This window comes from Thiocapsa bogorovii (assembly GCF_021228795.1).
In the GTDB taxonomy this organism is placed as follows: Bacteria; Pseudomonadota; Gammaproteobacteria; order Chromatiales; family Chromatiaceae; genus Thiocapsa; species Thiocapsa bogorovii.
Map to the genome: position 1 here is coordinate 5,328,648 of NZ_CP089309.1, position 12,409 is coordinate 5,341,056.

A 12,409-nucleotide genomic window follows, 5' to 3' on the forward strand; every position below is an offset into this window, starting at 1 on the left:
CCTGCACGATGGATGACATGTACCTCAGCATCAGCACCCTGATTTCGATCGTCGCGGTGGCCGTCATCGTGATCGCGTTGGCCAAGACGGCACAGATCGTCCCCCAGCGTTCGGCCTTCATCATCGAGCGTTTGGGGCGCTATTCGCGCACCCTGGACGCCGGATTCCACATCCTGATCCCCTTCGTGGATCGGGTTGCCTACCGGCATACCCTGAAGGAAGAGGCGCTCGATGTCCCGAAGCAGCAGTGCATCACCAAGGACAATATCGCCGTGAGCGTGGACGGCGTCCTCTACCTTCAGGTCATTGACCCCCAGTCGGCGAGCTACGGGATCACCGACTATCGATTCGCGTCCATGAGCTTGGCGCAGACGACGCTGCGCTCGATCATCGGTCAGATCGAGCTGGATCGGACCTTCGAGGAACGCAGCAGGCTCAACGAAGAGGTCGTCAGCGCTCTCGATGACGCCGCGCAGCCTTGGGGCGTGAAGGTCATGCGCTACGAGATCGCGGATATCGTGATGCCGGGCACCATCACCGACGCACTCGAGCAGCAAATGCGCGCCGAGCGTGAGCGCCGGGCGGTCGTGGCCCGCTCGGAGGGCGAGCGACAAGAGAAGATCAATATCTCCGAGGGTCAGAAGATCCAGGTCATTAATCTCTCGGAAGCCGAGAAGGAAAAGCAGATCAACGAGGCCGAGGGCAAGGCGCGCGAGATTCAGATGCTCGCCGAGGCGACCGCGATCGGGATCGAACGGATCGCCGAGGCCATCGAAAAACCCGGCGGAAAGGACGCCGTGAGTCTGCGGATCGCCGAGCAATACGTCCGCGAGTTCGGGCGCGTTGCGCAGTCCGGAACCACGCTGATCCTACCCGCGGAGCTCAGCAATATCGGTGCAGCGGTCGCGGGTTTGGCCAAGACACTGCAAGCGGTCGGCTCGGCCGAGGTGACCAGAACCTGAAGGATCGGACACCGTAGGCCGGGGTGAGCTTGCGAACCCCGGCTTCTCGGTCGCTCCAGGCCGATTTCGCTCGATCCCCGACATCGACGTCAGTACGCGTTTTCGGTGTTGAAGAGCGCAAAAGGCGTTCTGAACATGATGTAGAGGTCGAACAGGACCGACCAGTTCTCGATATAGTAGATATCGTACTCGACCCGCTTGTGGATCTTCTCGGGAGTGTCGACCTCGCCGCGCCATCCGTTGATCTGTGCCCACCCGGTGATGCCCGGTTTGACCTTGTGACGGGCGAAATAGCCATCCACGACCTGCTCCCACAGACGCTCGTCGGTGTGTGCGTTCACCGCATGGGGGCGCGGACCGACGAGCGACAACTCCCCGCTCAAGACGTTGAAAAGTTGCGGGAGCTCGTCGATCGATGCCTTTCGGATGAAACGCCCGACACGCGTGATTCGCGAATCACCCTTGGTGACCACGCGCTTGGCGAGCGGATCGGACAAGTGCTGATACATGGATCGAAATTTGAAGACCTCGATCACCTCGTTGTTGAACCCGTAGCGCTTCTGCCGAAAGAGGATGGGGCCTGGACTATCCAGCCGGATTGCGAGCGCCGTCGCAAGCATGATGGGTGACAAGATGATCAAGGCGACGCTGGCGACCAGTAGATCCAGGGTCCGCTTGACGATCGCATCCCAATCCGCGACCGGCTTGTCCACGACGTCGACAAAGGGTACGCCCCCGATAAACGAGGAGGCGCGATCGCGAAAATCCAAACTGGCCGTGTGAGCCGAGAGGCGGATATCAACCGGCAGCACCCAGAGCTGTTTGAGAAATTCGAGCAGCCGCCGCTCCGCATTGATCGGGATCGTCACGATCAGCATGTCGACCCGGGCGATGCGGGCAAACTCGACCAGGTCGGCGACGCTTCCGAGCTTCGGGTATCCCGCGACGATGGCCGGTGATCGGTCGCTCCTGCGGTCGTCGAAGATTCCGCAGATGCGAATCGCGTGGCTGGGTTGCTTTTGGATGTCCCGAATCAGATCGGCCGCTGATGCACCACGACTGCGCCCGCCGTCGACAGCAGGGTCAACGCGCCGAGCGATGCAACAACGACCGCATCGGCAACACGAACGACTCCTGTCAAGACGGACGCGGAGATCGTCGATGCCCTGAGACTCTCTGCAACCGCCAAAGCTTGATCGGAGAGTTTTCGGGTTTTCAGACTGGGGTCGTCGTCCTTGGGGATCCCTTGCTGTCTAGCGTTCGGATCGACCTCAGTCACGCTCTTCAGCAACCTCGCAGAGAGTTCTTCCGGAAACATGATCGGCCTCGGATCGGGCGATGATCGACTTGATCGAACGAATGTAGGCACCGCAGCAAAGCTCGTGCCGAGGTTGTTGTGGGGGCGATGAAGGGCAGTGATTCGGTCTTCAGTCTATTCTGATGGAATTTAAGCCCATGTTTTATTTCTTGAAATGTCCTCTTGATGTTGCCGGAGCGAAGGACGTCGGGACCTCGGCCGAATGCGAAGCAGGACTTTTCAGGGCGTCATGCGGTGCCGCAGAATGTCGAAACATCTTAAAACGGAGCACTTCCGATCCTTGGCGAGCGCTCCGGATTCTTTGTAGGAAGGCGACGAACGATCGTCGTAGCGGCTAAGCCCCGGATTCCTCGGCGAGCCGGCCTGCATGGGCCTCGACAGCAGCGAGATCATTCGAGATCAGCAGAGGATCGCCCAAGCGTGCCGCGCGCTCCAAAGCCTCGATGGCGTCGTCCAGCGCAGGAACCCCGCAATACCGTGTTGCTCCCCGCACCTGATGGGCGTGCTCGGCGAGCCCAGGCCAATCCGACTCCTCGACGCAGGCGCGCAAGGCTTCGATCTCGGCGGGCAGCCCATCGAGCAAGGCCGCAAGCAGCTCTTGCGCGAGAGCAGCATCACCGCCGGCACTCTCGAGGGCAGCGACAGTGTCTCGAGCAGGCAATACCTTCGGTCTGGATCTGTAGCCCATCGTGCGTGCATGCCCGGTTGATGTCTTCTTGAATTCCCGTACTGTATCGGGAATGGGCATGCATCGTCTAGGCTGGCGCGGGGGCTCGCTCATTCGACCGGCCGCCTGGGCCTTGCAACAAGGGGCTCGTGACGCTCCGCGCCACATGCCGCGATGGCCGAAAGAACGAACGAGGCCCCGGTGCGGCTCCGCCGTGGCTTGGTCGGCGCCCGACGCAGTTGAAGATTCTCCCAAACAACCTTTATCCGCCCGGCGCGAAGCCGATGTGAGCAGAAGAAGATGTCTTACCCAACAATCGAAGACTTCGTCGGCAACACGCCCCTTGTCAGACTCCAGCGGCTTCCCGGCAAGACGGACAACCTGATCCTGGCCAAGCTCGAGGGCAACAATCCCGCAGGCTCCGTCAAGGATCGCCCTGCGTTGAACATGATCCGTCGAGCCGAGGAAAGGGGCACCATCAAACCCGGCGACACCTTGATCGAGGCAACGAGCGGCAACACCGGGATTGCGCTCGCGATGGCGGCGGCGATCAAGGGCTATCGGATGGTGCTCATCATGCCGGAGCATATGAGTGCGGAGCGACGCGGTGTCATGCGCAGCTTCGGCGCGGAGATCGTCCTGACACCCAAGGCGGGAAGCATGGAGGCGGCAATCGATCTGGCCAATGCGATGGAGGCGCGAGGGGAGGGGATCCGGCTCGATCAATTCTCCAACCCGGACAATCCGGCAGCGCACTACGAGTCGACCGGCCCGGAGATCTGGCGCGACACCGACGGGCGTATCACCCACTTCGTCAGTGCGATGGGTACGACCGGGACCATCATGGGAACCGGACGCTACCTCAAAGAGCAGAACCCGAAGATTCAAATCATCGGCGTTCAGCCGGAGGCCGGTTCAAGCATCCCCGGGATCCGACGTTGGCCCGAGGCTTACCTTCCGAAGATCTTCGATCCCGCGAGTGTGGATCGGATCATCGATGTTTCTCAAGACATCGCCGAGCAGACCGCTCGCGAGCTTGCCGCGCGGGAGGGAATCTTCGGCGGGGTGTCGTCCGGGGGCTGCGTCGCAGCAGCGCTGTCGCTCTCGCGGGAGCTGAGCGACTCCGTTATCGTCGCGATCATCTGTGATCGAGGCGATCGCTATCTGTCGACCGGAGTGTTTCCGGCTTAGGCGAACTCTGGCAACCCATTCGCCAGGCTCCGGTCCGGAGCCTTCACGCTAGAGGGGTGCGAAGGTTGTGCCGAGCCGTGCGAGGCACAACCCACCGTCGGCGGAAGTTGTGCTTCCTATCGTCAGCACAACCTACGGATTACTTGATCTAAGCCAGCGCGGTGACCGCCATCCGAGAGGATCGCGGGAACCTTGGTGCGCTATGACTCCCGATGCTTTTCGGAACGAACTTTTTTGCGTCGAGACACAGCCGCGAGCCCGATCAACGCGCTTCCGAAAAGCCAACCGGCAGCGGGGATCGGCACCGCGTTCACGGACACCTTCGCCACGTCGAAACCGTCTTTCGGAGAAGACGTATTCAAGCCCAGGTCGACAAGGAGAAGATACCGGAAAACCCCGTCTGCATTCAAAGTTCCGCCGTTCGGGGGCGAAGCCGCAAAGTTCCCGAGCTCGCCGAGCTTCGTCCATTGGCTGGGCTCGGCTGTCATTGCTGGGAAGCTTGGCTTCGAGAAGTCCCAGGAATTTCCCGCGTAGACCGCGACCTTCTCCGGCCAGTGCCTGCATGTTCCGGCACCCGTGTCGTTACATGTGTTGAATGTCGTCTCCCAGACCGTCACGGGCCCCGAAAAGGCTGTTCCAAATCCGAAGACGGCAGAGCCATTCAAACCTAAGCTTCGGAAAGTGCTAGTCGACCCGTCGAGTGCATTCGCGTTGAGGTGTCGATCATCTGCTTTCGTAATCCCCGCTTGTCCGAAGCCATACTGAAACGATGCCTGCGTCGCATCCACCCTCTCCGCCGTTGCAGGGACGCTGTGAAGGGCAAACGCGGAGATTGCCACCAAACCGACCAGATTCCGTGTCGCGATTCTCATTATTGAAATTCTCTTGAGCTGTTGTCGTCCGAGTTCAAGCGTCGGGCACTGGCATCAGCCGCAACCCCCGCACCGCTTGCTCTAGCAGAAAGCGTGCCTATCTTTGAGCCACGTGACGCTAGAGGTCCTGTCGCTGCTCGGACAGGGTTTGTGAAGCCTTTCATCGAGGACGATTGCGCCTGTTCGCCCTGCCCGGGCTGCCTGGAATTTCCGTGAGGAATTCCGAAAAAAATTTACAAAACAACAGATCACGATACTCCCGTCAATTCACGTGCCGGCGAGGAGTCACCGCCTAGGCCCGATAGCCTTCAAGCAGCGAACGGCCTCCTCTGCATGCGAGAAACACGTCGAGCTGCCCCGGCGGAGTTATCTCGCTGTAAAATATTTCGAAAAACGACCACATGGGACGCGGACCGGATCGGAAAAATCCAGAAAACAGTTCTCGACGAAGTCGCTGTAGAATAAAGAATTCTATTCATTCTGTCTCCGGTCCGCAGGTCGCTTCAGCACCGGTTCGCCGTCATGTCGGATTCCTTTACAACTTTCCGCCTTGGCGGTCCCGGACGCTGGACGCCCTCTCTTCGGCGCCGATTTAGGCTGCGGCGTTGACGTTCGGATCGATTTCGCTCGACTGGACCCTGAAGGGTGATCACATTGGAAAATCCGCGTGTGCTCGGTAGTCAAGGCTGTCGGTCAGTCGTTGCGACGGTCTTCGACCGTCATGCGGCGGCACAGGGCGACCACGCCGGAGACCATTGCGCTAGAATCTCCCCACCAGTCACGCTCCGTGACGATCCGTTCACCTAAGTCTTAAGATGTTGACTCCGCAAGCGACCGGGGAACTGGGCTATGCGCTCGTTGCGGTTCTGTCCGCGGGCCTCGCATTACTGCTATTGATAAGCTGGCGTGGGCGCATGCAGGGCATGCTGTTGGTCGTGGCCGTGACGATCAACGCGGTGTGGGCAACGGCGCTTGCCGTTCAAGTGACCTGGAAGATCTTGCCGATCGAGGTCATCTGGGTGTTGGAGTCCTTGCGGGCATTCGCCTGGATTCTCTTCCTGGCGCGTCTGCTGGAGTTTCAGATCCAGGAACGACCGGGGGCTTTGCGATTGCTGAAGCGTTTGCGGGGTGTCGCCGTCGCGATCGCCCTGCTGTTGTCTCTGCCGTTCGAGTCTTGGGTCTCGCCCTTCGTTGGCGAAGCCTATGAAATCGCGCTTCAGGCCCGGATGTTCGGGTACGTCGCATTGTCCGTCATCGGGCTGGTGTTGGTCGAGCATGTCTACCGCAACACCCTTTGGCAGCGTCGCAACGAGATTCGCTTTTTGTGCTTCGGTCTCGGTGCGCTGTTCGGCTTTGACTTCTATTTTTATGCGGATGCGATGCTCGTGAACCGGATCGATCCGGAGATTTTGCTGGTGCGTGGACCCTGGAACGTCGTCGTCATCCCGCTGTTGGCAATCTCCGCGGCACGAAATCCGCGTTGGACCGTCCATTTGTTTGTCTCGCGCACCTTGGTCTTTCATACCACGGCATTGGTGGCGACTGGGATCTATCTGGTGCTGATGGCGTTTGCGGGCTACTGGATCAAGATTCACGGCGAGGAGTGGAGCGGACCGCTGCAGCTTCTGTTCCTCATCGGGGCCGGGGGTGTGCCGCTTTTGCTCTTCTTTTCAGGGCACTTGCGGGCATGGCTGAAAGTTTTTATCGCCAAAAGCTTCTTTCGCTCCCGGTTCGACTATCGGCATGAGTGGATTCGGGTCACGCGGCGGCTGTCCGGACAAGAGCTTCACGTTGGTTTGCCGGAACGTATTGTCATCACCCTGGGAGAGCTGGTCGATCGGCCGGGCGGGGCGATCTGGGTCAGTGATGGAAAGGGGCGATTTCGCTGGGAAAGCTGTGTGGGCTGCAGCGAGGTTTGGATCGATCCGAGTTGGGATGCCGGGGAGTTCTGCCTGAGTTTGGAGCGTATCGGCTGGATTCTCGATCTGGCCGAATATGCGCGTGATCCCTCCCTGTATCCGGGGTTGGATGTACCGCCGTGGATGGGAGATCTCAGGAATTTTTCGCTCGCCGTTCCGATCCTGCACGAGCACCGGGTCCTCGGCTTCGTGCTGCTCGTCAAGCCGCTCGTCCCGCATCCGCTCAACTGGGAGACGATCGATCTGCTCAAGACAGCGGCAATGCAGGCCGGCAGTTATCTCGCGCTGGAGCAGACCGCCAAGGCCCTTGCGGAGGCCCACCAGTTCGACGGATTCAACCGGCTCTCGGCGTTTGTGGTGCACGATCTCAAGAATCTGGTGGCGCAGTTGACTCTCGTCGTCCGTAATGCCGAACGACACAAGAACAATCCGGCGTTCGTGGAAGACGCGTTCGCGACAGTCGGCAGTGCGGTCGAGAAAATGAATCGTCTCTTGCTGCAACTGCGCGGGGCAGGCTCGGGCGAGCGCGCCGATTCGGTCGATCTGCGCCGTCTGTTGCGGGATCTTGTTGCGGAGTCTGGACGCCGCGAACCCGTCCCGGTTCTCGATGTCAATGGGGTGGAGCATGGGGTCGTACACGCAGATCTAGACCGCTTGACCGCCGTGATCGATAATGTCATCCGCAACGCACAAGAGGCAACCGATCGCTCGGGTCAGGTTCGGGTCAGTTTGGTCGAACGCGGCGGGGAAGCGGTCATCGAGGTCGCCGATACCGGCGTAGGCATGGACGAGGATTTCATTCGAAATCGATTGTTTCGACCATTCGAATCGACCAAAGGCCTCGCAGGCATGGGCATCGGCGCATATGATTGTCGCCAATATATCCTAGGGATTGGCGGAAATGTGGAGGTCACGAGCCGACCGGGAGAGGGGGCTTGTTTCCGCATCCACATCCCTTTGGCGAGCGACATAAAGAAAGCGGAAACAGGGTCGGTCCCGGCGATGGAGACGTAAGGGGGTGAGGACTTGGACGGTAACGATCGGACGCTTCTGATTGTCGAGGATGACCCCGGACTGCAGCGACAGTTGCGCTGGAGCTTCGAGGGCTTCGAGGGCTTCGAGGTTTTTGCGGTGGGGGACCGCGAGGCTGCGCTGGCCGAGGTACGCCGCCATCGACCTGCCGTGGTCACCCTGGATCTCGGGTTGCCGCCGGATCCCGGGGGAACCAGCGAAGGATTCAGAGCGTTGCAGGAGATCCTTACGCTTTCGCCGACGACCAAGGTCGTTGTCGTCACCGGACATAACGACCGGGACAACGCGGTCCGCGCGGTCGGGCTCGGGGCCCACGATTTTTGCGAGAAACCGGTCGATCCGGAGGTGTTGACGCTCATCGTCACGCGCGCCAGTCAGATGCATTATCTCGAAGAGGAGAACCGAAGGCTGGCCTTGAAGGCGGCTTCGGATTACTCGTTCGAGGGGATGATCGCCGTGAGTCCGGAGATGCTGCAAATCCGCCGGATGATCGAGAAACTGGCCCCGATCGACGTCACCACCTTGGTCCTCGGCGAAAGCGGCACCGGTAAGGAGGTGCTGGTCAGAATCCTCCATGCGCTGAGCGCGCGAGCAAAGCAACGTTTGGTGGCGATCAACTGCGCCGCCATCCCGGAGGCGCTGCTCGAGAGCGAGCTTTTCGGCTACGAGAAGGGCGCCTTTACCGGGGCTGGAAAGGTCACGCCGGGAAAGATCGAGTCGGCGGACGGCGGTATCCTGTTTCTCGACGAGATCGGCGATTTGCCGCACCCCCTGCAGGCGAAGTTGCTGAGATTCCTGCAGGAGCGGGTCGTCGAGCGGGTCGGGGGGCGCCAGGAGATCCCGGTGGATGTGCGCGTGGTTTGTGCGACACACCAGAATCTCATGGAGCTCATTCGCGACGGCCGGTTCCGCGAGGACCTTTACTACCGGATCAACGGTGCAACCGTGCTGGTCCCCCCTCTGCGCGAACGCCAGGGCGATGTACTCGTGCTTGCCCGTACCTTCTTGCTCCGGTTCGCGGCCGAGTATCAACGACCGATCAAGGATCTAACGCCGGAGGCAAAGCGGGTCATCGAAATCTATCCCTGGCCCGGCAACGTTCGCGAGTTGGTGAACCGCGTCAAGCGCGCCGTGATCATGGCGGACGGTCAGTACGTCACACCGGAGGATCTGGAATTGGATGCTGTCGAGGAGGCATGCGAGCCGTTCGATCTGAGAGAGATCCGCGAGCATGCGGAGCGACGAGCCATTCAACGCGCATTGCAGCATCGCGACAACAATGTGTCACGTGCGGCGGATCTGCTGGGCATCACTCGGCCCACGCTCTACGGTCTCATCAAGAAGTACGACATCCCGACCTGACCGGCCTCGGTTTCAACGACACCCGGCCACTCCAAGCGATTCATCGCGCTTCGCAAAGCCGGGCGTCGCCGAGGAGCGATTCGAAAAACCAAACCCCTCAGCCGAGGTGAGCCGAGCAAACCCGGCGCCGACGCCCGGGGACCCCAAGTCTACAGGAACTCGTCACACCCGCGCCGCGGTGTCACGCACGCCCTGCGGCGCTCCGCGCCATGTGCCACTATCGCCGGCGTCACGCCAAGGCCATCAGCGGCCTCGCTCATTCAAACCGGCAACCCAAGGCTCAAGTGTCTCGTGACACCCGCTCCGCGGTGTCACGCATAACCCCTGGCGCTCTGCGCCGCGTGCCGCTATGGCCGGATTCACGAACTCGGTCCAATCCGCCGAATCCCCGCTTCTCCCGATAGCATCTCAATGACAGCGCTCTGCGTTGTCAGACATGCCCCTGCCGCTCCGCGCCAAATGCGGCGATCGCTCGCGTTACGAACAAGGCCAATCAGCCAAATCCCCGTTTACCCGGCTCCGAAACTGTGACCCGCATCACACCCCAATAAAAAACCACCTTCCCCCTGAACGCTCCTGACCAACATGGGAGTGGCGTCACGAAACGCTCCGACCGCAATCGCTAGATTCACAGCGTCGGCAAAAGAACGCTCGGTCGGAATACGTAATCAGACGTCATTGGTATCGGAAAGGCAGCGTTGGCGGTGGCTCAGGACGGAGTTCAAAGGAACATCCTCCTGAAAAGTCGGAGTCGATCGCCCTAGCTACCCAGTCGTGTCACCAGTGACTTCCTATAAAGGTGACACCATGAACAGCCATTGCATGCGCCAGCCGCGGGTAACCCCTCCTTCTGCGCAAAGCGCCTGGTCCCTGCGCTTTGCGACATTCTTCACGGTCTTTCTTGCACTTCTTATTGCTTCAACTGGCGTTTATGCAGCGGAAGTGAAGCTGGCTTGGGATCCAGTCGATGATAATCGCATGACTGGATACGAGCTGCACTACGGCGAGGCGAGCGGTCAGTATCAATCGTCCGTCAACACGGCCGAGACCACCACGATCGTAGCAGCTCTTGAATCCGGAAAAACCTATTATTTCGCCGTCAAGGCGACTGCGGCGGATCGCTCCTTGGACAGCAGCTTCTCCGAGGAAGTCACCGCGACGATTCCTCACGAAGCACCTCAAGCGAGCTTCAATCTAAGCGGCTCGGCCGGCGTTGCGCCCCTCGCTTTGAGCTTCGTCGATACATCGACCGGTCAAGTCGACCAGTGGCAGTGGACCTTCGGGGACGGCCAAACGAGCACGGAGCGCTCCCCCAATCATCTGTATACGGCACCGGGCGAGTATATCGTGAGCCTTTTGGTTAGCGGACCGGGCGGTCTGTCCCCGCGAGCCGCGACAGCACGCGTGACGGTTGCGGCACCGCCGCCGGTAGCGGGTTTCACATCGAGTACGACCAACGGGGTAGCCCCGACGCTTGTCGTGTTCAACGATGCCTCGAGCGGCGACGTGAGCCAGTATGAATGGAACTTCGGGGACGGTGGAACCAGCACAGGCGCAAGCGCGGCCTGGACCTATTCAGCACCGGGCACCTATTCGGTCTCCCTGAAAGTCACGGGACCCGGCGGCTCCGACAGCATCACCAAGACCAATCTCATCAGCATCGTAGGTCCCCCGCCAGTCGCAAACTTCGACGCTTCCGAGCGCAGCGGCGACGCCCCACTGAGCGTCACCTTCCGAGATCTGTCCGCCGGCGAGATCACCGCTGTTCATTGGGACTTCGGCGATGGTCAGATGAGCAGCGAAAAGGCACCGACCCACATCTATACCGAGCCTGGTGTCTATGATGTGTCTCTGATGGTCAAGGGTCCTTATGGGAGCGACACGAGCTTCAAGAGCGCCTTCGTCGAGGTTATCGATCCAAACCAGGGTCTTCCGATCGAAGTCGGCGAGGTGGAGGTCGATCATAACTGGACATGGGTGGAATTCGGTCGTGATTTCGAAAACCCCGTGGTTGTCGCGAATCCGCCCAGCTTCAACGACACTGCTCCGGCTGTGGTCCGTATCGATGGTGTCGAGCCGACAGGATTCTGGATTCGAATCCAGGAGTGGGATTATCTCGACGGTATCCACGGGTTCGAAACCGTAAACTATATCGCGGTGGAGAAGGGCAGCCATCTCCTGCCGAATGGCGATCGCATCGAGGCAGGAACCTTTATCCAAGCAGGCCGCACATTCCATCGCCTTGGCTTCGCCGAAGCCTTTGCGAAGGTTCCCGTTGTGCTCACATCCGTCACCAGTGCAGCCGACGCCAAGGCCGTCACCACGCGAGTTCGCAATGTCTCGCTAAACGGCTTCGAGCTGCGGATGGATGAGCAGGAGTCCCTGAAAAAAGGGCACGGTGCAGAGACCATCAGTTACATCGCTTGGCCGCCTTCGGAAGGGGACATCGATGGACTTCAGTATCGCGTCGGCTTGACCGGCAAGAGCGTTACCGATAAACCATTTGTCGTAAAGTTCGGCGCCGGCGTCGTTGAGCCCCCGGCATTCCTGGCCCATCCCCAGAGCACGAACGGCGGGGATCCCACGACACTTCGTTATCATGACCTGACTGCCGGTCAAGTCGCGATCAGGGCCGAGGAAGACCAGTCACGCGACGTGGAGACGAGGCACGCCGCAGAGTCGGTGGGTTGGATGATCTTCAACTGAGATCAAGGAGCCAGGGCGAGCAGACTTGCGGCGACTCGCCCCGGCATCCAGGAAACAATTTTCCGGCGAGCTTGGGCTGCCGTTCGACGTCCCACCCCAGGGACCGCAGACGGCAGCTCTTTTTGATACCGTACCCGAGTTTGGTTCGACCCCGCCGTTGAGCTCCGCGTCGACCCCACTCATTCGATCGGCAACCCAGACCTCAGGTGATTCCGGGCAAAGGACTTACCGTCATGTAGGGGAGACTTCAGTCGCCCTCCAAAATTCCGAGCCAGGCGCAGCCAAAATGCTTGTTCCCGGAAGTCAATCTAAGGAGCTCGTGACACCCGCTCCGCGGTGTCACGCATGCCCATGGTGCTCCGCGCCACGGGTCACGATGG

At 60.2% G+C, this 12,409-nt stretch carries 9 protein-coding genes; 5 read left to right on the forward strand and 4 right to left on the reverse strand.

Features of this window, described 5'->3' with window-relative positions:
* The first annotated feature begins 8 nt into the window (after nucleotides 1–8).
* Complete coding sequence (locus tag LT988_RS23720; protein WP_232407975.1) at nucleotides 9–962, forward strand: stomatin-like protein; 954 nt, start codon at nucleotides 9–11, stop codon at nucleotides 960–962.
* An 89-nt stretch (nucleotides 963–1,051) separates the two neighbouring features.
* On the opposite strand, the gene LT988_RS23725 is transcribed toward LT988_RS23720, so the two are convergent.
* From LT988_RS23725 to LT988_RS23735, 3 genes are all read right to left on the reverse strand, one after another.
* Nucleotides 1,052–2,062 (reverse strand): undecaprenyl-phosphate glucose phosphotransferase, encoded by a 1,011-nt coding sequence (locus LT988_RS23725; RefSeq protein ID WP_332460587.1) that lies wholly within the window; start codon nucleotides 2,060–2,062, stop codon nucleotides 1,052–1,054.
* Entirely contained in the window at nucleotides 1,996–2,280 is a 285-nt protein-coding gene (locus LT988_RS23730; RefSeq protein WP_232407976.1) for a hypothetical protein, read from the reverse strand. The genes LT988_RS23725 and LT988_RS23730 overlap by 67 nt, the downstream gene beginning before the upstream one ends.
* 334 nt (nucleotides 2,281–2,614) lie before the next feature.
* Nucleotides 2,615–3,028: an Hpt domain-containing protein gene (locus tag LT988_RS23735; protein ID WP_232407977.1), complete on the reverse strand. Its 414-nt coding sequence runs from the start codon at nucleotides 3,026–3,028 to the stop codon at nucleotides 2,615–2,617.
* Between the two features lie 219 nt (nucleotides 3,029–3,247).
* On the opposite strand from LT988_RS23735, the gene cysM reads away from it, so the two are divergent.
* The gene (gene cysM / locus LT988_RS23740; RefSeq protein ID WP_232407978.1) at nucleotides 3,248–4,138 is read left to right on the forward strand and encodes a cysteine synthase CysM; all 891 of its coding nucleotides are present in this window, start codon (nucleotides 3,248–3,250) and stop codon (nucleotides 4,136–4,138) included.
* Between the two features lie 200 nt (nucleotides 4,139–4,338).
* Here cysM and LT988_RS23745 read toward each other — a convergent pair whose 3' ends face one another.
* Nucleotides 4,339–5,010: a VPLPA-CTERM sorting domain-containing protein gene (locus LT988_RS23745; RefSeq protein WP_232407979.1), complete on the reverse strand. Its 672-nt coding sequence runs from the start codon at nucleotides 5,008–5,010 to the stop codon at nucleotides 4,339–4,341.
* Nucleotides 5,011–5,825: 815 nt separating this feature from the next.
* Between LT988_RS23745 and prsK the strand changes: the two genes are divergently transcribed.
* The 3 genes from prsK (at nucleotide 5,826) to LT988_RS23760 (ending at nucleotide 12,029) form a co-directional block, all read left to right on the forward strand.
* The gene (gene prsK, locus LT988_RS23750; RefSeq protein ID WP_232407980.1) at nucleotides 5,826–7,943 is read left to right on the forward strand and encodes an XrtA/PEP-CTERM system histidine kinase PrsK; all 2,118 of its coding nucleotides are present in this window, start codon (nucleotides 5,826–5,828) and stop codon (nucleotides 7,941–7,943) included.
* 12 nt (nucleotides 7,944–7,955) lie between these two features.
* Complete coding sequence (prsR, locus tag LT988_RS23755; RefSeq protein ID WP_232407981.1) at nucleotides 7,956–9,323, forward strand: PEP-CTERM-box response regulator transcription factor; 1,368 nt, start codon at nucleotides 7,956–7,958, stop codon at nucleotides 9,321–9,323.
* A gap of 822 nt (nucleotides 9,324–10,145) precedes the next feature.
* Nucleotides 10,146–12,029, forward strand: coding sequence for a PKD domain-containing protein (locus LT988_RS23760; protein ID WP_408648090.1), 1,884 nt, complete (start codon nucleotides 10,146–10,148; stop codon nucleotides 12,027–12,029).
* The last annotated feature ends 380 nt before the right edge of the window (nucleotides 12,030–12,409 follow it).